25 protein-coding genes are annotated in these 23,034 nt (G+C 57.6%); 14 read left to right on the top strand and 11 right to left on the bottom strand.

The window, feature by feature from the left end; translation table 11 throughout:
- Positions 1 to 2 precede the first annotated feature (2 nt).
- From ACR0AY_RS16545 to ACR0AY_RS16555, 3 genes are all read right to left on the bottom strand, one after another.
- The gene (locus ACR0AY_RS16545; protein ID WP_170514923.1) at positions 3 to 1,661 is read right to left on the bottom strand and encodes a U32 family peptidase; all 1,659 of its coding nucleotides are present in this window, start codon (positions 1,659 to 1,661) and stop codon (positions 3 to 5) included.
- A gap of 63 nt (positions 1,662 to 1,724) precedes the next feature.
- Positions 1,725 to 2,069, bottom strand: coding sequence for a hypothetical protein (locus tag ACR0AY_RS16550; protein WP_170406831.1), 345 nt, complete (start codon positions 2,067 to 2,069; stop codon positions 1,725 to 1,727).
- On the bottom strand, positions 2,066 to 2,983 hold the full coding sequence (locus ACR0AY_RS16555) for a DnaJ C-terminal domain-containing protein (protein ID WP_170399059.1): 918 nt from the start codon (positions 2,981 to 2,983) through the stop codon (positions 2,066 to 2,068). Before ACR0AY_RS16555 ends, ACR0AY_RS16550 begins: the two co-directional genes overlap by 4 nt.
- A gap of 157 nt (positions 2,984 to 3,140) precedes the next feature.
- Here ACR0AY_RS16555 and ACR0AY_RS16560 point away from each other — a divergent pair, with 157 nt between their 5' ends.
- A complete protein-coding gene (locus ACR0AY_RS16560) occupies positions 3,141 to 3,524 on the top strand; it encodes a hypothetical protein (protein ID WP_170399056.1) in 384 nt (127 codons plus the stop codon).
- Here ACR0AY_RS16560 and ACR0AY_RS16565 read toward each other — a convergent pair whose 3' ends face one another.
- Complete coding sequence (locus ACR0AY_RS16565) at positions 3,525 to 4,622, bottom strand: cystathionine gamma-lyase (protein ID WP_170514920.1); 1,098 nt, start codon at positions 4,620 to 4,622, stop codon at positions 3,525 to 3,527.
- Positions 4,623 to 4,625: 3 nt separating this feature from the next.
- The gene (locus tag ACR0AY_RS16570; protein WP_170399048.1) at positions 4,626 to 5,468 is read right to left on the bottom strand and encodes an LOG family protein; all 843 of its coding nucleotides are present in this window, start codon (positions 5,466 to 5,468) and stop codon (positions 4,626 to 4,628) included.
- A 78-nt stretch (positions 5,469 to 5,546) separates the two neighbouring features.
- Here ACR0AY_RS16570 and ACR0AY_RS16575 point away from each other — a divergent pair, with 78 nt between their 5' ends.
- The 5 genes from ACR0AY_RS16575 to dapD all read left to right on the top strand — a co-directional run bounded on the left by ACR0AY_RS16575 (position 5,547) and on the right by dapD (position 9,689).
- On the top strand, positions 5,547 to 6,458 hold the full coding sequence (locus ACR0AY_RS16575) for a threonine/serine dehydratase (RefSeq protein ID WP_170514917.1): 912 nt from the start codon (positions 5,547 to 5,549) through the stop codon (positions 6,456 to 6,458).
- A 44-nt stretch (positions 6,459 to 6,502) separates the two neighbouring features.
- Positions 6,503 to 7,102: a GntR family transcriptional regulator gene (locus ACR0AY_RS16580; protein WP_170425930.1), complete on the top strand. Its 600-nt coding sequence runs from the start codon at positions 6,503 to 6,505 to the stop codon at positions 7,100 to 7,102.
- Positions 7,103 to 7,283: 181 nt separating this feature from the next.
- On the top strand, positions 7,284 to 7,811 hold the full coding sequence (locus ACR0AY_RS16585; RefSeq protein ID WP_480454467.1) for a biotin transporter BioY: 528 nt from the start codon (positions 7,284 to 7,286) through the stop codon (positions 7,809 to 7,811).
- On the top strand, positions 7,804 to 8,769 hold the full coding sequence (gene bioB, locus ACR0AY_RS16590) for a biotin synthase BioB (RefSeq protein WP_170514958.1): 966 nt from the start codon (positions 7,804 to 7,806) through the stop codon (positions 8,767 to 8,769). The genes ACR0AY_RS16585 and bioB overlap by 8 nt, the downstream gene beginning before the upstream one ends.
- A 92-nt stretch (positions 8,770 to 8,861) precedes the next feature.
- Positions 8,862 to 9,689, top strand: a complete 828-nt coding sequence (dapD, locus tag ACR0AY_RS16595; RefSeq protein ID WP_170399035.1) for a 2,3,4,5-tetrahydropyridine-2,6-dicarboxylate N-succinyltransferase — start codon at positions 8,862 to 8,864, stop codon at positions 9,687 to 9,689.
- A gap of 52 nt (positions 9,690 to 9,741) precedes the next feature.
- Here the strand turns inward: dapD and ACR0AY_RS16600 are convergent, their stop codons facing one another.
- Entirely contained in the window at positions 9,742 to 10,935 is a 1,194-nt protein-coding gene (locus ACR0AY_RS16600) for an aromatic ring-hydroxylating oxygenase subunit alpha (protein ID WP_480454428.1), read from the bottom strand.
- 130 nt (positions 10,936 to 11,065) lie between these two features.
- Here ACR0AY_RS16600 and ACR0AY_RS16605 point away from each other — a divergent pair, with 130 nt between their 5' ends.
- From ACR0AY_RS16605 to ACR0AY_RS16615, 3 genes are read left to right on the top strand one after another with little or no spacing between them, the layout of a single operon-like run.
- Positions 11,066 to 11,308 carry a hypothetical protein gene (locus ACR0AY_RS16605; protein WP_480454429.1) on the top strand — a complete coding sequence of 81 codons (243 nt, stop codon included), beginning with the start codon at positions 11,066 to 11,068 and terminating at the stop codon, positions 11,306 to 11,308.
- Entirely contained in the window at positions 11,308 to 11,901 is a 594-nt protein-coding gene (locus ACR0AY_RS16610; RefSeq protein ID WP_170514906.1) for a TetR/AcrR family transcriptional regulator, read from the top strand. Before ACR0AY_RS16605 ends, ACR0AY_RS16610 begins: the two co-directional genes overlap by 1 nt.
- A 37-nt stretch (positions 11,902 to 11,938) precedes the next feature.
- A complete protein-coding gene (locus tag ACR0AY_RS16615; RefSeq protein ID WP_170399025.1) occupies positions 11,939 to 12,283 on the top strand; it encodes a hypothetical protein in 345 nt (114 codons plus the stop codon).
- On the opposite strand, the gene ACR0AY_RS16620 is transcribed toward ACR0AY_RS16615, so the two are convergent.
- Positions 12,280 to 13,338, bottom strand: coding sequence for a transporter substrate-binding domain-containing protein (locus ACR0AY_RS16620; protein WP_170514903.1), 1,059 nt, complete (start codon positions 13,336 to 13,338; stop codon positions 12,280 to 12,282). The genes ACR0AY_RS16615 and ACR0AY_RS16620 overlap by 4 nt on opposite strands.
- 207 nt (positions 13,339 to 13,545) lie before the next feature.
- Between ACR0AY_RS16620 and dapE the strand changes: the two genes are divergently transcribed.
- Genes dapE through rnr form a run of 3 tightly spaced genes read left to right on the top strand, consistent with a single transcriptional unit; the run spans position 13,546 to position 17,580 of the window.
- Positions 13,546 to 14,685: a succinyl-diaminopimelate desuccinylase gene (dapE, locus tag ACR0AY_RS16625; protein ID WP_480454431.1), complete on the top strand. Its 1,140-nt coding sequence runs from the start codon at positions 13,546 to 13,548 to the stop codon at positions 14,683 to 14,685.
- Positions 14,686 to 14,688: 3 nt separating this feature from the next.
- On the top strand, positions 14,689 to 15,264 hold the full coding sequence (locus ACR0AY_RS16630) for a TIGR04282 family arsenosugar biosynthesis glycosyltransferase (protein ID WP_480454433.1): 576 nt from the start codon (positions 14,689 to 14,691) through the stop codon (positions 15,262 to 15,264).
- Positions 15,265 to 15,321: 57 nt separating this feature from the next.
- Complete coding sequence (rnr, locus tag ACR0AY_RS16635) at positions 15,322 to 17,580, top strand: ribonuclease R (protein WP_480454435.1); 2,259 nt, start codon at positions 15,322 to 15,324, stop codon at positions 17,578 to 17,580.
- Here the strand turns inward: rnr and ACR0AY_RS16640 are convergent.
- Positions 17,571 to 17,957 (bottom strand): DUF1801 domain-containing protein, encoded by a 387-nt coding sequence (locus tag ACR0AY_RS16640; RefSeq protein ID WP_170399008.1) that lies wholly within the window; start codon positions 17,955 to 17,957, stop codon positions 17,571 to 17,573. The two genes, rnr and ACR0AY_RS16640, sit on opposite strands and share 10 nt — an antisense overlap.
- Positions 17,954 to 18,652: a glutathione S-transferase family protein gene (locus ACR0AY_RS16645; RefSeq protein ID WP_480454437.1), complete on the bottom strand. Its 699-nt coding sequence runs from the start codon at positions 18,650 to 18,652 to the stop codon at positions 17,954 to 17,956. Before ACR0AY_RS16645 ends, ACR0AY_RS16640 begins: the two co-directional genes overlap by 4 nt.
- Before the next feature lie 82 nt (positions 18,653 to 18,734).
- On the opposite strand from ACR0AY_RS16645, the gene ACR0AY_RS16650 reads away from it, so the two are divergent.
- Positions 18,735 to 19,442: a helix-turn-helix transcriptional regulator gene (locus ACR0AY_RS16650; protein WP_170514888.1), complete on the top strand. Its 708-nt coding sequence runs from the start codon at positions 18,735 to 18,737 to the stop codon at positions 19,440 to 19,442.
- Between the two features lie 70 nt (positions 19,443 to 19,512).
- On the top strand, positions 19,513 to 20,829 hold the full coding sequence (locus ACR0AY_RS16655; protein WP_170514885.1) for a lytic murein transglycosylase: 1,317 nt from the start codon (positions 19,513 to 19,515) through the stop codon (positions 20,827 to 20,829).
- 40 nt (positions 20,830 to 20,869) lie between these two features.
- Here the strand turns inward: ACR0AY_RS16655 and ACR0AY_RS16660 are convergent, their stop codons facing one another.
- Positions 20,870 to 22,267, bottom strand: coding sequence for an aspartate aminotransferase family protein (locus ACR0AY_RS16660; protein WP_170514882.1), 1,398 nt, complete (start codon positions 22,265 to 22,267; stop codon positions 20,870 to 20,872).
- 75 nt (positions 22,268 to 22,342) lie between these two features.
- Positions 22,343 to 23,026, bottom strand: coding sequence for a GntR family transcriptional regulator (locus tag ACR0AY_RS16665; protein ID WP_170406782.1), 684 nt, complete (start codon positions 23,024 to 23,026; stop codon positions 22,343 to 22,345).
- Positions 23,027 to 23,034 lie beyond the last annotated feature (8 nt).

Consider the following 23,034-nt stretch of genomic DNA (forward strand, 5'->3'; position numbering starts at 1 on the left):
CTTCAGGCCGCCGGGTCAGGCAGCTTCAGCTCGGTCGCTTCCTGACGACTGAGTTGGTCACCCTGTTTGCGTTTGGATAGGACCTCGCGGGCGAGCGCGTATTTCTCATCCTGCCAGAAGATCAAACAGCCGTTGCAGCCTTTGCCGCAACATCCCTCGGTTCCGATACGATTGGTTTTGAAGCGACGCTCATTGCCGTCTTCGCCGATTTTCTCGACCAGCTCGTCACGACGGCGGGTATAGGCCTTAGGGTTGTCGCGACCTGAGGTTTCCAGCCCCTGCACCAGCTTGTCAAAGCGGATGCGGCTCCAATGTTCGTCGGTCAGGGCACGTTCTTTGCGCAGGACGGAGTAGATCGGGAAACGGGTGCGCAGATCGTCGATATCCTCGTGATCGAACAGGGTGAAGGGAAGGCGGATGATGGTTTTGGTACTGCCATGCACAACGTCCAGCCGCGCCCCATCATGAGCGCGTTCAAAGTCATAGACCCGCAGCAGAACCGTCTCGCGCGAAACCGGAGAGACGAAATCCAATACATCCCCCGGTTCCAGCTTGTTTTTCACCTCGACCAGAAAGGCATCCTCGGTCACCTCGGTGACGATCCCGGCATATTCCCACTGCGCGATCGAGGCTGTGTGTTCGTAATCATGTGCATAATTGGTCAGGCGGCCTTCGTGGAAAGCCAGCGTGTAGCCGCGGTTCCCGATTGTTTCGAGTTCACGCATATAGGGCTTCGGGTCCCAGTTCTCAGGGTCGGCGTGATAGTCGTCGATGGCCATACGATAGGCGCGCGCGACGATGGCGGCATAGTATTCCGATTTGCCGCGCCCTTCGACTTTCAGACTGTCGACACCGATCTTCAAGTATTCATCCAGCTTGGGCATGATGCACAGGTCGCGGGAATTGAGGATGTAGGATCCCCGATCATCCTCTTCGATGGGCATCAAATCACCGGGGCGACAGCCTTCTTCCAGCAGGAATTCGAATAGGTCGGCGTTTTCATCGGTGATGCGCAGCTCCTGATGCGTGCCATCTTTGAGGCGCAGTTTCAGGCCATAGTTCCAGCGGCAGGAATTGGCGCAGTTGCCCTGATTGGCCCCGCGTTCGGCCATGAAGTTCGACAGTAGGCAGCGGCCCGAATAGGTCATGCACATGGCCCCGTGCACAAACGCCTCAAGCTTGATATCGGGGCATTTCTCGCGAATCTCGACCAATTCGGGGTATGAGACTTCGCGGGCCAGAACCACAAGCTCGGCCCCCTGATCCTGCCAGAACTTCACCGACAACCACGAACAGATATTGGCTTGCGTCGAGATATGCAGCGGCAGTTCCGGCGCGCGTTCGCGGACGTATTGGAACACTCCGGGGTCGGCGATGATCAGCCCGTCAGGTTTCACCGTGCGGACAGTGTCGATGTATTCGTCCAGCTTCGGAATGTCCTTATTGTGCGAGAACAGGTTCAGCGTCAGGTACGCGCGCCGGCCATGGTTGTGGCAAAACTCGACTCCCTCTATCACCTCTTCCAGCGAGAACTCGGACTTTGTCCGCAGCGACATATCCGGTGTGCCCAGATAGACCGCATCCGCGCCATAGAGGATGGCGAGTTTCAACTTACGCAGATTGCCCGCAGGCATCAGCAATTCGGATCTGGACTGGGTCATGGGGATACCGGGCTAAGGATCAAGGGCGCCTTCTACGCCAAAATCCCGGCTCCCAAAACCCCGTTAACTGCGACGGAATCGCGCTGTTCCGATTACTTCGATCAGTTGTTGGCGAACCGGTTCCGGTTGCGCCTCGACCGCGTTCAAAACCTCGCGCAGTTCGGCGCGCAGCCCATGCATCTGGTCGATCAGAGAGATCATCATCGATAGTGCATCGGCCTCCATGTCGTACTGGTCATGCAGTTCGCATGCCAGTTCCAGACGAGCAACGTCGATACGCTGGTATCGCAGCCCTTGCTCCGATTGCTCGGGGATCACGATCTCAGCGGCCAGATATTCGGTCAGGCGATCCGAAGTCAGGCGGGCGATGGCGTCGATCAGTTCGGCTTCGGTCAATGTGCGGCTCATGACGGCATTCCTTTGCGCGGATCATAGCCGTGGGTTTCGCGCCATGTCTCCATGAAGTGCTTCAATTCATCGTCTACCTTGTCTGGCATTGCGACGGTCAGTTCAATGAACTGATCGCCCCGCTCGGACGAGCCGCGTTTCTTGACCCCTTTGCCACGCAGGCGCAGGGTTTTGCCGCTGCTGGTCCCCGCTGGGACACTGACATTGACGCCACCGTCGATGGTGGGGGCGGGAACCTTGCCACCCAGAACGGCCTCATCAATGGTGATGGGCAGCGTGATGTGGATGTCATCGCCCTGACGGTCGAACACCGGGTGATCCGCAACCGAGATCGTCACAAGCGCATCGCCGGGAGGCCCATCGCCGTACCCCGGGGCCCCTTTGCCACGCAGGCGGATGGTTTGCCCGGTCGTGATACCCGCAGGTATCTTCACTTCAATCCGGTTCCCATCTGGCAGGGTCAATTTCTGGCTGGCTCCGAAAACGGCGTCAAGAAAGCTGATCTGCAGCGAGTAGTTCAGGTTGTGGCCCGGTGCATGGAACTCCTGCGTGCGCTGTCCATATCCACCCCGCCCGCGCATGAATTCGGCAAAGATGTCGGACATATCGTCCTGTTCAGCCGCGTGACCGCGATAAGGGTTGCCAGCAGCCTCGGCATATTCGCGATAATACTGCTGCTGCGGACGTTCCTGACCCGACGCATCAATTTCGCCATTGTCGTAGCGTTTGCGCGTCTCGGGGTCTTTCAGCAGGTCATAAGCAGCAGCAGCGGCTTTGAACTTGGCCTCTGCCTCGGCATCGCCCGGCTTGAGGTCCGGGTGGCATTCTTTGGCGATCTTCCGATAGGCTTTCTTGATCTCGGCATCGCTAGCGTCTTTGGCGACGCCAAGTACGGAATAGGGGTCGTCGCTCATCTTGCCTCTCGTCGATGTGGGGTTTGGCCTTGATGAAGGTATTTTATCAATTGATTTCAACAGGTCAAAAAGAAGAGGCGGCTAAATTGTCTCGTAAATCTGTCAAGCTCTGCTAATATTAAGATGTTTCAGATTGATCATTGACGGAGATCACCCCATGACGCGCAGGCTCAAATCGGTGCTGGCATTGCTGGCTGGGAACGCCATCGGGCTGTTGTTGGCCAGTTTGCTGCTGTCAGAGTTTGCGATCCGACCGATTTCCTTCATCGTGGTGGTAGTCGTGTTCACCCTGGTCCAGGTGATAGCCGAACCGCTGATCCTGAAGCTGGGGGAAAAGAAGGCACCGGCGCTGAAGGGCGGAATTGCCTTGATCGTGACCTTTGTTGGCCTTCTGGTCACCGATCTGATCACATCCGGTCTGACCATTGGCGGTATCTCAAATCTGTTGGCCGCAACCTTGCTGGTATGGTTGGGCGCTCTGATCGGCAGTATTGTGCTGCCGATCTACGTGTTTCCCGAACTGCGCGACCCTAAGAAATAGTCATATCGCGTCTAAACTGGCCTCGATGGCCTGCCACAACTCGTCCACCGGTTCGCACCCCACGGACAGGCGGATGAAAGCAGGATCGACAGCATCCCCCCAACGGGCGCGCCGCTCGGCCGAACTGTGGACGCCGCCGAAGGATGTAGCCGGACGCAGCAGTGGGCAGCTGTTGATGAACTGTTCGGCTTTGTTCTCGGTCTCAAGCGTGATGCTTAGCAGAAACCCGAAGCGCGTGGTTTGAGCCGTCGCCAATGTGTGCGCCGGATCATCGGTCAGTCCGGGATAGCGGATCTGTTTCACGGCCGGGTGCGCCGCCAGCCGTTCAGCCAGTATTTGTGCTGAGCTACACATCCGATCAAACCGCACATCCAGAGTCTCCAAACCCCGATGTAGCAACCACGCTTCATGTGGCCCCGGGATCGCACCGGAGACGCGGCGCCATTCCTCAACTCGCTCCATGATTTGCGGATTGCGGCTGGCTAAATGACCCATCAACAGGTCCGAATGCCCACCCATCGCTTTGGTGTCTGAACTCACAACCACATCGATGCCAAGGTCCAGTGGGCGCAGGCCCAATGGGGTCATCGTTGTGTTGTCGGCGATGGTGATGCCGCCGGCCTCGCGCACGGCCTCGGCGATTACTGGCAGATCAAGCATGTCCAAACCGGGGTTCGAGGGGCTTTCCAGAAACACCACATCGAATTCATCAAAGCCACCTTCGGCAAAGTCGGTGGTTGGGCGTTCGATAACCGAGACGCCCAGATTTGACAGGAACCGATCAGCCAAAAGGCGCGTCACATAATACCCGTCGGACGGGATCAGCAGCCGCGACCCGGCTTGGACCGTCGCAAACAAGGCCGCCGAAATCGCACCCATACCCGAAGGAAAGCTGAGGCAGGGTGCATCTTCGAGATGCGACAGAACGTGTTCCAGATGCACCCAGGTCGGGTTGTCGACCCGGCCATAGCTGGCATGCCCATCCGGCGCACCGGGCAGATGGTACATGCTGCTTTGGGTCAGCGGCAGGGCCACAGGCTCGCCCTTGTTCAGGGCATTCCCGCGCAAGTGCAACATTTCGCCGGTCTTCGGGCTCATGGCTCAGCGCCCCGGTATTTCATCGCGTGGGGGCGCGGGTTCCCAATTCTCGATGATCTCGACCGCCTCTTGCGCGGTGTCGACAAAGCGGAACAGGTCAAGATCTTCGTCCGAGATGGTGCCCGCATCAGCCAGAGCCTCCCAGTTGATAACCTTCTCCCAGAACTCACGCCCGAACAGCAGGAAAGGGACGCGATCCATGCGGCCGGTCTGGATCAAGGTCAGGGATTCGAACAGCTCATCCATGGTGCCGAAGCCACCGGGGAAGATGGTGATGGCGCGGGCGCGCATCAGGAAGTGCATCTTGCGGATGGCGAAATAGTGGAAGTTAAAGCTGAGATCAGGCGTCACGTATAGGTTCGGAGCCTGCTCGTGCGGAAGCACGATGTTCAGGCCGATCGAACACCCGCCCGCATCCTGTGCACCACGGTTACCCGCCTCCATCACGCCGGGGCCGCCACCGGTGACGATCACATTTTCGCGGCAGCCTGTCTGATTTGACTTCTCGGTCATCAGCCGCGCAAACTCACGCGCTTCATCGTAGTATTTCGACAGCCCGGCCAAGGTCTCGGTCCGCGCCGTGTGTTTCTGAGCGGGTTCCGGAATGCGCGCGCCACCGAACATGACGATGGTCGAGGTGATCTCACGCTCTGTCATGATCATCTCGGGCTTCAGCAGCTCCAGCTGCAGTCGTACGGGGCGCAGCTCATCCCGGCACAGGAAGTCATCATCAGCGAAGGCAAGGCGATAGGCCGAAGACCGCGTCTGCGGGGTATCTGGTACCTCGCTTGCGGTCGAGCGGTCGGTCTGTGCGTCGCGAAACGGGCTGAGGCGATCTTCTCTCATTAACGGGGTTCCCTGCTTGCGTGTTTCCAAAACAGCTATAGGGTTCGCGGGCAGAGTGCCAGTCACGGAAAGACAAGAATGGATTGGAAAAGTGAAATATTGGCAGCGCGGGATCGCATTGCCGGACACGCGCAGGTCACACCGGTGATGGAAAGCCATATTCCGGGCTATCCGATTGAAATGAAGCTTGAACATATGCAGCACACCGGCAGCTTCAAAGCGCGCGGGGCGTTCAATACCCTGCTCAGCATGGATGTGCCTGCGGCAGGCGTCGTGGCGGCTTCCGGTGGCAACCACGGTGCGGCAGCGGCTTATGCCGCGCAATCACTGGGCTATCCAGCGAAGATTTTTGTGCCCGAACTTGCAGGTCCCTCCAAGATTGCGCTGATCAAGCGGATCGGGGCTGATCTGAGTGTTGTTTCGGGTGAATACGCCAATGCACTGACCATGGCGCAGGCGCATGAGGAAAGCACCGGCGCCATGCAAATCCATGCCTATGATGCGCCAGCGACGGTGGCAGGGCAGGGGACATGTTTTGCTGAATGGGACGCGCAGGGCTTGCAGGCGGACACAGTATTGGTGGCCGTGGGCGGCGGTGGGCTGATTGCCGGAGCTTTGGCATGGTTTCAGGGTGCGCGCAAAGTCGTGGCGGTCGAACCGGAAACCTCTTGCGCGCTGAATGCGGCGTTGGCTACGGGCGAACCGGTTGATGTTTCCGTTTCGGGCATCGCAGCGAACGCACTGGGCGCACGGAGAATTGGTGATATTTGCTTTCGGCTGGCCCAAGGCATGAGTTCGGTTCTGGTTTCTGACGATGCGATATCGCAAGCCCAGAATGCTCTGTGGCAGACGCATCGAATACTGGTTGAACCGGCAGGGGCTGCTGCGCTTGCCGCACTGATTTCGGGCGCTTACCAGCCGGAGCCGGGTGAGCGTGTCGCAGTGCTGATTTGCGGCGGGAACATCGCGCCAGATCCGCTAACAGGTTGAGAATACGGCTTGTAGATGTTGTTCATGGATTTTATCTATAATTAATGACCGCGACCATTGCCGACACAATCTATAATGCCCTGAGCCAGAAAATCATCACCGGCGATCTTCCTGCCGGTGAAAAGCTGCGTCAGGACCATATCGCGCGCGACTTTGAGACCAGCCATGTGCCGGTGCGCGAAGCACTGCTGCGGCTTGAGGCGCATGGATTGGCCAAAAGCGAACCGCGAAAGGGCATGCGCGTCACCGCGTTGGACCCTGCCGAAGTGCGTGAGGTGATCGAAATGCGTGTCGCGCTGGAAACGCTGGCGATGCAGCATTCCGTGCAAAATATGACGCCAGCTGCTCTGAAAGTGGCTGATGATGCGCGAAAGGCATGTGATCAGGCTGAAAACATGCCTCAATGGGAGGCGCGGAACAGGGTCTTTCATCGTGCCATCCTGACACCTTGCGGGTTGCCCCGTCTTTTGCATGCTGTCGATGATCTGCACATTGCCAGTGCCAGGCACCTGTTTGCACATTGGCGGCCCAAATGGGTGCAGCGCGTCGATACGGATCACGCTGCGATCATTCAGGCGCTGAAGAGTAAAGACGTTTCCGCCGCAACCTCGATACTTGTGCGCCATATCCGTCGTGCAAGCTGATACTTTCTGCCTTTGAAACGACAATCTGTGCCTTCTCAGAAGATTTGACTTGATTTTTAATAGATAAAAATGATGATCAATTTCGAGTCAATGAAATATTATCTATAAAAGGAGCAAGACGATGAAAGCTACTCTGCAATCCACCCTCCCGGCCGCCGGAGTAATAACCCCTGCGGGTCAGATCCTTCGTGTCGCGTGGGGTATTCTTCTTTTGACCGCCAGTGCAAAAGTCCAGGTGCCATTTTGGCCTGTGCCCATGACCCTTCAAGTCGCCGCTGTCATGGCTATCGCCGCGGCATTTGGGCTGCGTCTCGGTTCTGCAACGGTGATTGGTTACATGGTCGCCGGGGCAGTGGGTTTGCCGGTGTTTGCCGGAACGCCCGAAAAAGGCATCGGGCTGGCCTATATGATGGGCGGAACCGGAGGTTATTTGCTGGGTTTCGTGGTCGCCTCGGTCATGGTTGGATGGGCCGCGGACAATCTGCGCAAACTGTTTCTGGTTCCGGCGATGCTGGCTGGACTTGCGGTGACCTATGCGCTGGGTCTGGGTTGGTTGGCTCAGTTCGTGCCTGCAGACAAGGTTCTGGTTTACGGTTTCAGCCCTTTCATTCTGGGTGATCTCGTGAAGATTGCATTGGCAGCCGTTCTCGTGATTGGCCTGCCGACGGGTCTGATGCAGAAAATCCGTGGGCCGCAGCCAAATGCTTGATACCGGGCAAGATATCCGCAGCGATTGGACCGTGGATGAAGTGGAGGCGCTGATGCGCCTCCCACTGTTGGATCTGGTAGGTCGCGCAAATGTAATTCACCGGACGTATCACGATCCAAACGACATCCAAAAAGCCAGCCTGCTGTCGATAAAAACCGGAAGCTGTCCCGAGGATTGCGCCTATTGCCCGCAATCCGCCCATCATCGCGAGGTCGAGCTGACCAAGGAAAAGCTCATGAACCCTGCGCATGTCATCTCGCTTGCCAAACGGGCGCGCGATGCGGGGGCTGAACGGTTTTGCATGGGTGCTGCATGGCGTCAGGTGCGCGACGGCGAAGAATTCGACAATGTGCTGGACATGGTGCGGGGCGTGCGTGATCTGGGCATGGAGGCTTGCGTCACACTGGGCATGCTCAAGCCACATCAGGCCAAACGACTGGCCGAGGCGGGACTTACGGCGTACAATCATAACCTGGATACTTCGCCGGAATTCTATGGCGAGATTATTGGAACTCGTACCTATCAGGATCGTCTTGAGACCCTCAGCTATTGCCGGGACGAAGGTATTGATCTGTGTTGCGGCGGCATTATCGGTATGGGTGAAAGCCTGCGGGATCGTGCCTCGCTGTTGCAGGTCCTTGCGAATTTTGACCCGCATCCCGAAAGCGTACCGATAAACGCGCTGATCCCGATCAAAGGCACGCCACTGGCGCATCTAGAAAAAGTAGGCATTTTTGATCTGGTGCGCATGGTTGCGACCGCGCGGATCACCATGCCGCAAACACGGGTGCGCCTGTCGGCAGGACGGTCGGACTTTTCAACTGCCGAGCAGGCATTGTGCTTTCTGGCTGGTGCAAATTCGGTTTTCTACGGCGATGTGTTGCTGACTGCACCCAATGCCGGAACCCAAAATGACCGGGATATGTTTGCCGCACTCAGCGCACTTACCGATGATTGACGCAAACCGAGGTATCCGCGTCGCATTGCGCCATGGGTCTCGCTTGCGTATAGGCCACATCAACGTGAACAGATTCTCTAGGGAGACGCCCCATGTCCAATGCGCAACTGGAAGCCGCCATCGAAGCCGCCTGGGAAGTACGTGACACAATCACCCCTGCGACCACCGGCGAGCAACGAGAAGCAATCGAAGACACGCTGAGCGCGCTGGACAGCGGTTCGCTGCGGGTGGCTGAAAAGCTCGACAGTGGTGATTGGCACGTGAACCAGTGGGCGAAAAAAGCAGTTCTGCTGGGGTTCCGCATCAAGGACATGGAAATCCAGACCGGAGGCCCGCAAGACGGCGGCTGGTGGGATAAGGTCGACAGCAAGTTCGCCGGCTGGGGAGAGAACCAGTGGCGCGCGGCAGGGTTCCGCGCCGTGCCAAACTGTGTGGTCCGCAAGTCGGCCTATGTCGCACCTGGTGTGGTGCTGATGCCCTCGTTCGTGAACCTTGGCGCTTATGTCGATGAAGGCACGATGGTTGATACCTGGGCCACCGTTGGTTCCTGCGCGCAGATCGGCAAGAACGTGCACTTGTCGGGCGGCGTCGGCATTGGAGGCGTACTGGAGCCGATGCAGGCCGGTCCGACCATTATCGAGGACAACTGCTTTATCGGTGCGCGTTCGGAAGTGGTCGAAGGCTGCATCGTCCGCGAGGGTTCGGTTCTGGGCATGGGCGTATTCATCGGTAAATCCACCAAGATCGTAGATCGCGAAACCGGTGAAGTCATGTATGGCGAGGTTCCGCCCTATTCGGTGGTTGTTGCGGGCTCGATGCCGTCCAAGAACAATGTAAGCCTGTATTGCGCGGTCATCGTGAAACGCGTCGATGAAAAGACCCGTTCGAAAACTGGGATCAATGAGCTACTGCGCGACTGATCCCGTCGTTTCAGTTTGAATAGGCCGCAGAGTGCATGCTCTGCGGCCTTTCTTATTTTGGCATGAACTCCAGCACTGTTTGCTGAAAGAAATCAATCGCCGCCTCACCTCCGGCCCCTTTGGCCAGAGGGCCGACTTGATATCGGGGCGATTGAAGGGCGCGCTGCATCTTTTCGCACACCCAGACATCCTCGGTCTGAAAATCCCCCGTCTCCAGTGGGTGCTGGGTCCAGTGAGAGGATTTGATCCGACCGGATTCCGGGTCGTATCCGGGTATGTCCGCCGCGCGATGCGTATAGGTGAACCAGCCTTTAGGCGACCAGTTTCTGACCCGCAGCAGAGTTGTGTTGGCGTCGACCGGTTCCATGGTCGATATCGAAAACCCCCAGGGGTTTGGCGTCAGGATCGTGGTCGGAAACAGCATGTAGACCCCGCCATAGCCCGGCGTTTCGGCATTCCGTACCGTTTTCAGGCCGGACCCTTTGGCCGAGTTTTCAACAAACTGAGGGATACGATGCTTGACGCCTTCGCGCTCGGTCGACCACCAGACCATGTTGTGGCCAAAAACCTCCCAAAGATTCTTGTCATGGGTTGGCCCGCCCAACGTGTCTTTGTGCAGATAGGCCAGATGATAGCCGTCGATTGCATTTTCAAAGAAGACCTTCCAATTGCAGTTGATCTCATAGACCACGTCGTCGGGGTTCTCTTGTAGCTCGCTTGATGCCAGATCATGAGGCCAAGGTATTTGAGCCAGATCGCCAAGCCACGCGTCAAAGCTCTGATCCGGTTCTGGGTGAACAAAAACAAGGTTGCGGAAGACACCGACTGAGGCACCGAACAACGCGGTTGCCTTCTTGTCCAGGTCCGGAAAGCACTCGCGCTGGGCTGGTACTCCGCGCAAAGCGCCATCCAGATTGTAGACCCAGTTGTGATAAGGGCAGACAATGGTTTTGCCTGCGTTGCCACAGCCTTCCAGCAACTCGGTTCCGCGATGGCGGCATTGGTTGTGGAAGGCGCGCAAGTCGCCATTTGCGTCCCTTATGACGATCAGAGCGTAGGCTCCGGCCTGAATTGTCCTAAAATCGCCGGGTTCGGTGAAATCCATAGTCACGCCGGCAAAACTCCAGCACTTGCTGAACAGGGTTTTCTGTTCGGCCTCATACCAACTGTCCGAGACATATGCCTCACGCGGCAGTTGTTGCTTGGGTTGATCCGGAAGTGCGTCAGGCGGCATTGTCGAGTCCATTTATTGTCAAAAATGATAATCATCAATATTGACAATAAACCTTCGAATGTCCAGATTTCACCTTAAGATTTTTCTGAACCCGCTTGGAGGCAGGATGACTTTTATTCAAACCCTGAGGAATCAAAGGTGGATGACACTGCTAATTCTGGCGGCGCTTCTTGTCTCGACCTTCGCCGGGTATTACGGCCTTTGGGGTCTGTTGTTCATATTTTGGGGGCTCTTGGCGGTGCGCTCGGGGCAGGCCTTCTTGATCGAACCGATAAACCGCGCGACAGATCCGGCACTGTTCTGGTCGCTGACGGGTTTGTGGACCGGTTTGGGCGTTCTCTACGTTCTAGCGGATGTTTTTCCACCAGTTGCGAACGGATTCTGATGCCCCGTCCCAGTATGAAAGACGCCAGATCCGAGCAAATCCTGAACGCATTTATGCGTTGTGTCGCGCGGTATGGGCTGGATGGCTCGACCCTGGCGCGCATATCAGAAGAGGCAGGCGTCGGGCGGCCATTGCTACGCCACTATCTGGGCAACCGGGATGAGATGGTTCGCAAGCTGCTGGATCACGTCCTGAAAGTCTTCGCGGATCAGGTTGAGGCGCTCTTCGACACTCTGCCGTGCACTGATCGGGTTGCAGCGATGCTGGACGCTTTGTTCGGACGCGGCACCTATTCTTCGGAAAGTGCCGCGGTGTTTGCTGCTTTGGTCGCAGCCTCAGAAAGACACGCGGATTTGCGAGAACCCTTGCTTGGGTTTGTCTATGACTTCGAGGCAAGGATCGCTGCTGAAATCATGAACGAACTGCCTGCTGCCAATGTGCAAGGGGTCCAAGCCGTGGCAGCGGGTATGTCCGCAATTTATTTCAATACGGATGCTGTGATGCCATTGCGACCCCGGGCGGAATGGCGCGACACGCAGCGCGTGGCAGCGCAGATGCTGTTGGACCACCTATACGCCAGCACCTGCGACTGAGTTGACCGTGCCATCGGGCCAGCGTATTGCGGGCACTATGGAAAAGCAGAAAAAACCTTCGCGCCAGCAAGTCTATACGTTGTTGGTTCAGATTGGTCGCAAAGATGGCGACGGCCTGCCCGAAGGCGCGACCGGGGCGGCGTTGATGTGTTTTGCCAGCGGCGTGGACGAGGCCGAAGCCGTGCGCGAGACAGTAGCGATCCTGAAGCAGGCCGATACTGCACCTCTGGATGTCACCGGCTATGGCACCTTGGCCGAGCGTGAGGCGCAAGGGCATGATATCGATCCGGATGAGCGGGCATTGATGCAACGGGCGCTGGATGAAAACGCGGTTATCGTGGCACAGATGACACCATTCTTCGGCGACGAGGAAACTGCTTAGTTTCTCACCCCGAACCACTTGCGATAGATTTCGTCATAGGTGCCGTCTTCGCGCAGGGACAGCAGCGCCTGATTGACGTCTTCGACCAATGGCGATCCGGTTGGAAATGCGATCCCATAGTTTTCACGCAGGAAGATGCCCCCGGTCATTGTCGCCATTCTGCGCCCTTCGTGGCTGGCATAATAGGACAGGATCGGAGCGTCGAAAACGACCGCATCCAAATCCTTATTCTCAAACGCGTTCAGCATGTCCTGCAGATCGCCATAGCCGGTATAGTCGATCTCGCGCCGGTTCAGGAAACTGGCGGCGGTTGAATCGGAAATCGTCCCGACCTGTTTGCCGTAAAGGTCGTTGACCGAATTGACGCTGCCGGTGATTGCGTCCACCGTCATCACCGAGGTGATCCGGGCCGTGAAAACGGAGACGATGAATAGGGATGACACCACCAGTACTACACCCAACAGGCGGCCAAACGGGGTGCGCGGCATCCGCTCTTCAAAGCCACCGTTCACCACCAGGTTGAGGGCCCACCAGAACGACGGGAACCACGCCTCATTCAATTTGCGATCAAAGTAGGGCTGCGCGCGTTTCTCAAAACTCCACATCAGCATGCCGCCACCAAGCAGGATCGCAAAGGCCAGCCCGATGGCGATGAACAATTCCCGAGACAGCAAAGCGTGCAACAGCGATGGCTGGCGAGCGGCCTCTGACGGGACCATGATCTGTAATCCGGCCTCAAATATCGGTTGTGTGAAATCCATTCGGGTTTCGCGCAAGGCGGTGATCGATATATTAGCGATCGCCAGATCGGCAGAGCCATCCTGAACCGCGCCCAACATTTCTCCAAATGTCTCGACGCGGTTGATCGAGTATTTCCAGCCGAGCGATTCAGACAGTGCCGCCAGAAGATCCATCGAGAAACCGGTCTGGGCACCGTCCTCGACAAATGAGAACGGAGGACGGGTTACCGTTGTAACCGTAAGAGACTGGGCCTGGCTTTGCTGCGCAAGAGTCGCGAAAGTCAGGCAGATCAATGCGAAGAAGACACGCTTCATGTGGAATCACCTGTTTCGCGGCCCTCTAACTCACTTAAGGGCAGCGCGGCAAGGCAGCCGCTGGGTCAACGCTCATGTTTTGTTGGGGTGCAAAATCAAGCCGCTTGGGCATTCGGTCTCGGAATTCGACTATTCGGGGTTGGCAATCCGGGCAATTCGTTGAATCTGTGCACGAACATAGGCACCCCTAAGGACAAGAGGCCCAATATGACCGATCCAGTTGAGCTGACAGCAAATCTGATCCGTTGCCCATCGGTCACACCCGATGAAGGCGGGGCTTTGGTCTTGCTGCAGCAAGTGCTGGAGGAGGCCGGATTTTATTGCACTCGCGTAGATCGTGGTGGAATCTGCAACCTCTTCGCCCGGTGGGGGCAGAAGGGTCACGCGCGCAGCTTTGGCTTTAATGGTCATACGGATGTGGTTCCGGTAGGGGATGAAGCAGCCTGGACCATGCCCCCCTTTGGCGCCGAGGTCCGGGACGGGGTGATGTACGGCAGGGGCGCGACGGATATGAAATCGGGCGTGGCGGCCTTTGCGGCGGCGGCCATTGACTTTGTGCGCGATACGCCCCCGGTTGGGGCGGTGATCCTGACGATCACAGGTGATGAAGAAGGCGACGCGCTGGATGGCACGGTTGCTTTACTGGATCACATGGCCGCAACGGATGAGCGGATGTCGGTTTGTCTGGTGGGAGAACCCACTTGCCCGAACACGATGGGCGAAATGATGAAGATCGGCCGGCGCGGTTCGATGACTGCGTGGTTCACTGTGAGCGGAGTGCAGGGGCATTCGGCCTATCCGCATCGGGCGAAGAACCCGGTGCCCGCGATGGCACGGCTCATGGATCGGCTGGCCAGCCACGAACTGGATCAGGGTACCGACCACTTTGACGCCTCGACCTTGGCGGTTGTCACGATCGACACCGGTAATCCGGCGACAAATGTGATCCCGGCGCAATGTTCTGGGACAGTGAACATCCGGTTCAATGACCTGCATTCCGGGGCCAGTTTGAGCGATTGGTTGCAATCCGAGGCAGACACCGTTGCCGAGGCGTTTGGCGTCGATGTCGAGACCCGGATCAAGATTTCGGGTGAAAGCTTTCTGACCCCTCCGGGGGCATTGTCTGATCTGGTAGCTCATGCTGTTAAGGCAGAAACCAATATCCGCCCCGCGCTTTCGACCACCGGCGGGACCTCGGATGCCCGCTTCATCAAAGATCATTGCCCGGTGGTCGAGTTTGGTCTGGTCGGGCACACCATGCATCAGGTCGATGAATGTGTCGAAATGGCGCAAATTCATCAACTCAAGGCGATCTACACCCGTATTCTGATGGACTACTTCGCCTGATCCATGCAGAAAACGCTGGTCATCATGGTGAAAGAGCCACGTCCAGGGCGGGTCAAGACCCGTTTGGGGCGCGATATCGGCATGGTTGGGGCTGCTTGGTGGTTTCGGCATCAAACGCGATCTCTGATCCGGCATCTGCGTGATCCGCGCTGGCAGATTGTACTGGCGGTCTCTCCGGATAGGGAGGGAATGAACAGTCGGGTCTGGCCTGTTGATTTACCCCGGAAGCCTCAGGGGCGCGGAGATCTGGGCGACCGTATGGGGCGGATGTTGCGCGGTGCTCCCGATGGTCCGGTGTGCCTGATCGGTGCGGATATTCCGGGCATCACAAGGGGTCACATTGCGCGGGCCTTTCGCGCGTTGGGCCGGGCTGAGATGGTGTTCGGGCCATCCCCGGATGGCGGCTATTGGTTGGTTGGTGCTCAGCGTTATGGCGCGTTGCCTTCGGGGTTATTCCGCGATGTGCGCTGGTCAACGGAACACGCGTTGAAAGACACACTGAATTCGGTTCGCGGGTGCCGAGTAACGTTGCTGGATCACCTGAGCGATGTGGATACCGTGGCCGATCTGCACGGCTGACATCATGCACCGCTTTTTGACCATGACGCGGTCGCATGCCCGTGCTAGGCCAAACTCATGACACGCATTCCGACCAAGCAAGAGGTCCTCGACTGGATCTCGGCGAACCCTACCCTGACCTCGAAACGTGATATCGCCAAGGCTTTTGGCATCAAGGGCGCGGATCGGATCGACCTGAAGCGCATCCTGAAAGAGCTTGAGGCCGAAGGCCATCTGGAAAAGCGCAAGCGCAGCTATCGTGATCCGGATCGTCTGCCGCCGGTCAGCGTGTTGCAGGTAAAGGCTCCCAACGTAGATGGCGACCTGTTTGCGCGCCCGTTGGAATGGCACGGCGAGGGGGTTGAGCCCATCGTTCTGCTCGTCACGCGTGCCAGCGATCCGGCGCTGGGTGAGGGTGACCGCATTCTGGCCCGCCTGACCGTGGTGCATGAGGAAGATCACAATTACGAAGCCCGCTTGATCCGCCGCATCGGCACCAACCCGCGCAAGATCGTCGGCATTTTTCGCAAAGGGGCCGAGGGCGGACGGATCGTGCCCATCGACAAGGCTGGTCAGACAGAATGGCTGGTCGCGGACGGGGCCGTTCTGGGCGCCAAGGACGGTGAGTTGGTTGAGGCCGAACAGGCCGGACCCAAGAACCGCATGGGCCTGCCGCGTGCGCGTATTGTTGAACGGCTCGGCGATCCGACCGCGCCCAAGGCTGTCTCATTGATCGCCATCCACCAACACGGTATTCCCGACGATTTCCCGGACAAGGTGATCGAAGAAGCCGACAAGGCCAAACCCGTTGGACTGAAAGGGCGTGAAGACCTGCGGGATATGCCGTTGCTGACCATCGATCCTGCGGATGCACGGGACCACGACGACGCCTGCTATGCCCATGCCGATGACGATCCCAAGAACCCGGGTGGCCATGTGATCTGGGTCGCCATCGCTGACGTCGCCGCCTATGTGAAACCCGGTACGGCTCTGGATCGCGAGGCACGCAAGCGAGGCAACTCCAGTTACTTCCCGGACCGCGTAGTGCCGATGCTGCCGGATCGCCTGTCCGGCGATCTATGCTCCCTGCACGAAGGCGTCCCGCGCGCTTGTATCGCGGTTCGGATGCAGATTGATGCCGAAGGCAACAAGATCGGCCACCGGTTCGTGCGCGGCCTGATGCGCTCTGCCGCCTCGCTGAATTATACCGAGGTGCAGGAGGCCATCGACGGCAACCCGAACGACCGCACCGGGCCGCTGTTGGATACGGTGCTGAATCCGCTTTACGCCGCCTTTGCTGCGCTGAAAAAGGCACGTTCCGTGCGGCAGCCGCTGGAACTGGACCTGTCTGAGCGCAAAATCGTACTCAGCGATGCGGGAGAGGTGACCAGCGTCGCGTTCCGTGACCGGCTGGATGCGCACAAGCTGATCGAGGAATTCATGATCCTCGCCAATGTCGCCGCTGCCGAGACCCTGATCGCCAAACGCCGCCCGCTACTGTTCCGCGTCCACGAAGAGCCCGCGCCTGAAAAGCTGGAAAGCCTGAGAGAGACGGCGCAGGCGGCGGGACTAAATCTCGCCAAAGGACAGGTATTGCAGACCCGACATTTGAACGCGCTGCTAAACGCTGCTGCTGGTACCGAGGATGCGGAACTGATCAACCTGACGACCCTGCGGTCGATGGCGCAGGCCTATTACAACCCCGAAAATTTCGGCCATTTTGGGCTGGCTCTGCGGAACTATGCGCATTTCACTTCTCCCATCCGGCGCTATGCTGATCTGATCGTGCATCGCGCGCTGATCTCAGCCCATGGCTGGGGCAAGGACGGATTGACCGAGGATGAGATTGCACGGTTGGAAGAAACGGCGACCCATATCTCGGATACCGAGCGCCGCTCGATGATGGCCGAGCGCGATACGACTGATCGCTATCTGGCGGCCTATCTCAGCGAGGGGGTCGGCAATGAGTTTTCTGGCCGGGTCAGCGGTATTGCCCGGTTCGGCGCCTTCGTGAAGATGGACGAGACCGGAGCGGACGGTCTGGTTCCAGTGCGTTCTCTGGGGCGAGAGTTTTTCCATTTCGACCGAGAAGCCGGGACGCTGATGGGCTCGGACACCGGGCTGATCATCGCCATTGGCCAGCGTGTCACGGTGCGGTTGACCGAGGCGACGCCGGTGACGGGCGGATTGGAATTGGAGTTGTTGTCCATCGATGATCAGGCGCTGCCGCGCGGCCGTGGCCCCGCCAAGCGCGGAACGCGGCGCAAGGCCGCCAGCACCAAACGCAAGAAGGACAAGATCAAGCGCAAGGTCGAACGCAAACGCCGTCAGAGGTGATAAGTAAGCGCGCGCGCAATCAGCCAGCCATGGCGCGTAGGATCAATCTGATCGGGCCGGTCGAACAGAATCGCGCGATTGCCGTCGATCCGATCCTCACCAGGAAAGGCGGAAGTAAAATCCCCCATCAGTCGGCTTTGGCAGTGTACGAACAACGCAAAGCAAGCCGCCTTGTGTCCGCCCAAACGAATCGTCGAGCCTTTGGGCGCCAGATAGGCGGGCTGGCCCCACCGCAACGCTTCTTCCAGAGGCTGAACGTGTGGCAGCGAGGCCGCAGTTTCGAAGATCAACTCGCGCAGCGCTAGTGCCCCATTGCGCGTCTCTTCCGGAAGCGCCTCATAGGCTGCAGCGACTTTTTTGTCCTCAAAGGCTGTCATGATAGCGGGATCGCCTGCTCCATTCGGTCGATATAGCTGTTGAGCAGCTTATCTTGTTTAATCCGACGGGTCAGGGGGGTGTCTGATGGTGTCGCGCGCATCGCCGCCAACATTGGACCAACGCTCATGTCCGCCGAGGTAGGTTTCTCTCCCATCAGGTAGGGCGATTGCCAAAGATAGGTCGAGATCGCCTCAAAGTCGCGCTCCAGCCGGTCTTGTCGTTCGACGGGCGAAAAGCGGGATACACCTTGAAACGCGAGCCCCTTGAGAACGGATTTCCGGATTGAATTCGAAACCGGCTTGCGGATCAGTGCGGGAATGACGGTAAAGAATGTATCGCGCAGAATTGGCCAAACCTCATCATTGGCCCAACGGTCCTGCACGACATGGAAGTACAGATGTTCCTCGGCCATGCGGATCAGCGCGCGGGACTGGGCTTTTTGCAGGTCGGTCAGGCCAGCATCGAAATCTGCCCCCTGAGCCTCAAGCCAGTCGCGGATCAGGTCGCTGTCCGGAATCAGACGTTCAGGCGTGCGCAGAACCGGCAATTTCTGGTGCGGCATCTTGCGCGGGTCCAGCAGATCGGACCGTTGCCAGCGCAGGCCCGCGTTTTGAAGCATCAGGGCCGTTTTCACGCAGAATGGGCTGGCGCTGAACAGGCCAAAGGCAGAGGGGAAGGTGAGAAGGGTCAGCATCATCAGCTCCATAGTTGGGACGCCTGATGGATACGCCGGACTGATGACAGATTCTGACATTAGATTTAGAGTAGAATATACTATGTCCCGCACCGCTCGTCTTTTTCAGTTGATGCAGGCCCTACGATCTGGCCCCTCGCCCAGAACGTCGGTTCAATTGGCGCAGGATTTAGGCGTTTCGCCGCGCACAGTGCACCGGGATATCGATGCATTGCGTGGCCTCGGGGCGATAATCGACGGAGAGGCCGGGTTCGGGTTCACCCTAATCGAGGATGCGACCCTACCGCCGTTGGGTTTCACCAATGACGAGCTCGAAGCGCTGGTGTTGGGCTTGCGCGAGGTGCAATTGATCGGAGACCCGGCGCTGTCGGATGCTGCAAGCGCAGCCTTACGCAAGCTGCAGGGCCGATTGCCGCAGCGCCAGTCGCACCGATTGAGCCACGCCGTTTTGACCGCCACGCGATTTGACAGACCAGCGGTGCCAACAATTGACGTCGCCATTCTACGCCAAGCCGCATGGGATGAACGCGTGATCGAGTTCGCCTATACCGATGCCAAAGGCGCGGATACCCGGCGTCGGGTCAATCCGCTGAGCATCGTATATATGGATCGCGCCAGCGTACTGCTCAGCTGGTGTCACTTGCGCCAGGATTTCCGAGTGTTTCGGCTGGATCGTATGCAGGGCATGGATGTGACCGAGGATAGCTTTCGACCCAATCGCGTATCGCTTTTGCGTGATGCCATTGCCCGTATTCGCGCGGAACGTGAGGAACAGGATCACGAAACCTGACGTTCTGCGTTTTGAGAAATCCCGATTGTGCGCTATCATCGGCTCCGAGCAGTAATCAGGATAAAACGGAATGCGTAAGTGTGTAGGTGGCGTTATGACCGCCGCATTATGGGCATCCATCGTGCAGGCGGATACAACAGACAATTCGATACGGCCTCTGGCCCGACCTTTGGTCGACAATGTGCAACTGGCCTCGGCGGACGTGACGGTCTCGGTACGGCCCGTGCTGCGGCCAAAGGTCGAGGTGCAACGGGTATCGGCAGACGGGAATGCCCGATTTCAGGCTTGGCTGGGGGCATTTCGCAAGCGGGCGCAAGAGCAGGGCATCTCGGTCAATACGCTGGATCGGGCGTTGGCTGGGGTGACCTATGACAGTGACATCATCAAACGCGATCGCAATCAGGCGGAGTTTTCCAAACCGATCTGGGAATATCTGGACGGAGCGGTTTCAAAAACGCGGATTTCCAACGGTCGCGTTGGACTAGACAAGCACCGAGAGATTTTGACCCGGATCGAAGCCCGGTACGGCGTCGAAAAAGAGGTCGTGACCGCGATCTGGGGTCTTGAGACTTCGTTCGGCACCTACCGAGGAAGCAAGCAAACCATTCGGTCGCTGGCGACTTTGGCCTTTGATGCTCGACGTGCAAGCTTTTTTGAGGGACAGCTGATCGCCGCGTTGCAGATACTGCAAGCAGGGGATGTCGACCCTGAGAATATGGTAGGCAGTTGGGCTGGGGCGATGGGGCATACACAGTTCATGCCGACCTCGTTTCTTGATTACGCGGTTGATTTCGATGGAGATGGGCGTCGCGAGATCTGGTCGGATAATCCAACTGATGCCTTAGCATCAGCCGCTTCTTATTTGGCAAAACATGGGTGGACCAAAGGCCAACCTTGGGGGGTCGAAGTGCAACTACCATCCGACTTTGACTACGCCAATGCGCGGCGAGATTTCACTCTGATGCCGTCGGAATGGGCGGCCCGTGGGGTTCTTGCTTACTCGGGCAAGGCAGTGCCCGATCACGGGCAAGCAGCAATCTTGTTACCGGCGGGTGGTCGGGGTGTCGCCCTGATGATCTTCAATAATTTCAAAGTGATCGAGGCCTACAACGGCGCCGATGCCTATGTGATCGGCATCGGGCATCTGTCCGACCGGCTTGCAGGAGGCTCTCCGTTTGAGGCCGATTGGCCGCGTGGCGATCGCGTATTGAGCTTTACTGAAAAGAAAGAACTACAGCGTCGGCTGACTCAGGCGGGCTTCGATACACAAGGGATCGATGGGCGCACCGGGCCAAATACGATTAACGCGGTGCGCGCGTTTCAGGTTGCTCAGGGGTTGATCCCGGATGGATACCCGTCGCTCGGCCTGCTGGAAAGGATGCGCTGATAATTAGGGCGGCCCACTTGGGTCGCCCATGATCTAATGATCAGGACGCAGGCTTCATCAGACCTTTTTCGTTGATTTCAACCAACGCATCATCCAACGATTTTTGAATGCGCACGAACATCTCGTCGATTTCGGCCGGGGTAATGACCAGCGGCGGAGAGATGACCAAGCGGTCATCCACATGACGCATGATCAGATTGTTTTTGAAGCAATGTTCGCGGCAGATATATCCGATCGTGCCGGGATCTGATGCGAACTTGGCTCGGCTTGCCTTTTCAGGCGTTAATGCGATGGACCCCATCAAGCCTGCGATCTTTGCCTCTCCGACCAGCGGATGCTCGACCAATGCGTCCCATTTCTTTTTCATATAGGGCGCGGCCACGTTGCGCACATGATCGACGACGTTTTCTTCTTCGAGGATGCGCAGATTTTCGAGCGCAACTGCTGCGGCAACCGGGTGGCCGGAATAGGTGTAGCCATGGTTGAACTCGGTGGCGCTGATGACACGGGCGACTTCGTCGCAGACGATCGATCCGCCAATAGGTGCATAGCCTGAGCTAAGGCCCTTGGCGATTGTCATGATATGCGGTTTGATCCCGACGGTTTGCGAGCCAAACCAGTTGCCGGTTCGGCCAAACCCGCAGATCACCTCATCCGCGATCAGCAGTATATCGTACTTGTCGCAGATGCGCTGAATTTCAGGCCAATATGTGTCGGGTGCGATTATCACGCCGCCTGCGCCCTGCACAGGTTCGGCGATGAAGGCAGCGACGCGATCTTCGCCCAGTTCCTGAATGGCTTCTTCCAGCTCGCGCGCGCGGGCAAGGCCGAATTCCTCGGGGCTCATATCGCCGCCTTCCGCCCACCAGTTCGGCTGGTTGATATGGTGGACATTCGGGATTGGAATGCCGCCCTGCGCATGCATTCCTGCCATGCCACCCAACGACGCCGATCCAACAGAAGAACCGTGATAGGCATTCTTGCGGCTGATGATGATGTTCTTGTCCGGCTGACCTTTTTCGGCCCAATAGGTGCGCACTAGACGGATGTTGGTGTCGTTGGCCTCGGACCCGCTTCCGGCAAAGAAGACATGGTTCAGATCACCTGGCGCAAGCTCAGCCAGTTTTGCAGCCAGCGCAATGGCGGGCGTATGGGTCGTCTTGAAGAAAGTATTATAATACGGCAGCTCGCGCATTTGACGTGCGGCTGCATCAGCCAGTTCGTTGCGGCCATATCCGATATTTACGCACCACAATCCGGCCATACCATCCAGAATTTCATGACCTTCGCTATCGGTCAGATAGACGCCCTTGGCACGGGTGATGACCCTGACACCTTCGTCTGCCAGCGCCTCATTGGTTGAAAAAGGATGCAAATGGTGTGCTGCGTCCAGCGCCTGCAATTCGGCAGTGGGCATGTGATTGGTGATGGTGGACATCTCGGATTCTCCAGCAAGCGTCGTTGCCAGATAGAATATGATCAAATTTTATGCTGTCAATCGAATCGCTGGTTTCTAGGTGCTTGGCAAAGCATCGCCCATCATTCCCATACCCTGCTCAATGTCCTGCGCTGTTGCTAACGCGGCCTTTTCTGCATCTCGCTCACGTAGCGCGGCAATAATGTCTTTGTGTCTGTCGGGCAGGCTTTGAGTGCCGAAGCGACCGCAAACGATGCGCAACGAAGGGCCGAATCGTAGCCATAGCCGTTCGGCTAGATCAACAAGTATCGGAGCGTCCGCATGGGAATACAGAGATTGGTGAAAGGCGTGGTTCAAACGCAGGTAACCCCCTACGTCCCCATCCGCGATCATATTGTCCAATCGTTGATCCAGCTGCTCAAGATAGTCGATCTCGGTTATAGATATGTTCTTTGTGGATCGCCTGGAAAGCTCTGTTTCTATTGAAATTCTTGCGAAAATCATCTGCTCGATGTCGTTGGCTGAAAGCAGCGGGACGCTCACGCGACGATTGCCCTGAAAAATGAGCGCGCCGTCGGAAATCAGACGGCGTATCGCCTCGCGCACCGGAGTCATGCCGACACCAAGCGAATCAGTCAGGCCCTGGATCGTGACCGGCTGCCCGGGCACAAGATCGCCAAACAGAATCTGGGATTTCAGTGTCCGATAGACCTGTTCGTGCGCTGGGCGTTTTTCTTCATCTACCGGAGGTGTATCTGCTTTATTTTTGATCAAATCCAAAAGGTTTG

This window comes from Ruegeria sp. A5 (genome assembly GCF_056543005.1).

What these genes read in the sequence shown, in the direction of transcription:
- ACR0AY_RS16570 (WP_170399048.1), bottom strand. Translation starts at nt 5,468, where the DNA reads ATGAGAGAAGATCGCCTCAGCCCGTTTCGCGACGCACAGACCGACCGC.
- ACR0AY_RS16645 (WP_480454437.1), bottom strand. Translation starts at nt 18,652, where the DNA reads ATGCTGACCCTTCTCACCTTCCCCTCTGCCTTTGGCCTGTTCAGCGCC.
- ACR0AY_RS16610 (WP_170514906.1), top strand. Translation starts at nt 11,308, where the DNA reads ATGCCCCGTCCCAGTATGAAAGACGCCAGATCCGAGCAAATCCTGAAC.
- ACR0AY_RS16545 (WP_170514923.1), bottom strand. Translation starts at nt 1,661, where the DNA reads ATGACCCAGTCCAGATCCGAATTGCTGATGCCTGCGGGCAATCTGCGT.
- ACR0AY_RS16575 (WP_170514917.1), top strand. Translation starts at nt 5,547, where the DNA reads ATGGATTGGAAAAGTGAAATATTGGCAGCGCGGGATCGCATTGCCGGA.
- ACR0AY_RS16600 (WP_480454428.1), bottom strand. Translation starts at nt 10,935, where the DNA reads ATGGACTCGACAATGCCGCCTGACGCACTTCCGGATCAACCCAAGCAA.
- ACR0AY_RS16550 (WP_170406831.1), bottom strand. Translation starts at nt 2,069, where the DNA reads ATGAGCCGCACATTGACCGAAGCCGAACTGATCGACGCCATCGCCCGC.
- ACR0AY_RS16615 (WP_170399025.1), top strand. Translation starts at nt 11,939, where the DNA reads ATGGAAAAGCAGAAAAAACCTTCGCGCCAGCAAGTCTATACGTTGTTG.
- dapE (WP_480454431.1), top strand. Translation starts at nt 13,546, where the DNA reads ATGACCGATCCAGTTGAGCTGACAGCAAATCTGATCCGTTGCCCATCG.
- ACR0AY_RS16580 (WP_170425930.1), top strand. Translation starts at nt 6,503, where the DNA reads ATGACCGCGACCATTGCCGACACAATCTATAATGCCCTGAGCCAGAAA.
- ACR0AY_RS16655 (WP_170514885.1), top strand. Translation starts at nt 19,513, where the DNA reads ATGCGTAAGTGTGTAGGTGGCGTTATGACCGCCGCATTATGGGCATCC.
- ACR0AY_RS16620 (WP_170514903.1), bottom strand. Translation starts at nt 13,338, where the DNA reads ATGAAGCGTGTCTTCTTCGCATTGATCTGCCTGACTTTCGCGACTCTT.
- bioB (WP_170514958.1), top strand. Translation starts at nt 7,804, where the DNA reads ATGCTTGATACCGGGCAAGATATCCGCAGCGATTGGACCGTGGATGAA.
- ACR0AY_RS16605 (WP_480454429.1), top strand. Translation starts at nt 11,066, where the DNA reads ATGACACTGCTAATTCTGGCGGCGCTTCTTGTCTCGACCTTCGCCGGG.
- ACR0AY_RS16660 (WP_170514882.1), bottom strand. Translation starts at nt 22,267, where the DNA reads ATGTCCACCATCACCAATCACATGCCCACTGCCGAATTGCAGGCGCTG.
- ACR0AY_RS16560 (WP_170399056.1), top strand. Translation starts at nt 3,141, where the DNA reads ATGACGCGCAGGCTCAAATCGGTGCTGGCATTGCTGGCTGGGAACGCC.
- ACR0AY_RS16640 (WP_170399008.1), bottom strand. Translation starts at nt 17,957, where the DNA reads ATGACAGCCTTTGAGGACAAAAAAGTCGCTGCAGCCTATGAGGCGCTT.
- ACR0AY_RS16555 (WP_170399059.1), bottom strand. Translation starts at nt 2,983, where the DNA reads ATGAGCGACGACCCCTATTCCGTACTTGGCGTCGCCAAAGACGCTAGC.
- dapD (WP_170399035.1), top strand. Translation starts at nt 8,862, where the DNA reads ATGTCCAATGCGCAACTGGAAGCCGCCATCGAAGCCGCCTGGGAAGTA.
- ACR0AY_RS16565 (WP_170514920.1), bottom strand. Translation starts at nt 4,622, where the DNA reads ATGAGCCCGAAGACCGGCGAAATGTTGCACTTGCGCGGGAATGCCCTG.
- ACR0AY_RS16630 (WP_480454433.1), top strand. Translation starts at nt 14,689, where the DNA reads ATGCAGAAAACGCTGGTCATCATGGTGAAAGAGCCACGTCCAGGGCGG.
- rnr (WP_480454435.1), top strand. Translation starts at nt 15,322, where the DNA reads ATGACACGCATTCCGACCAAGCAAGAGGTCCTCGACTGGATCTCGGCG.
- ACR0AY_RS16650 (WP_170514888.1), top strand. Translation starts at nt 18,735, where the DNA reads ATGTCCCGCACCGCTCGTCTTTTTCAGTTGATGCAGGCCCTACGATCT.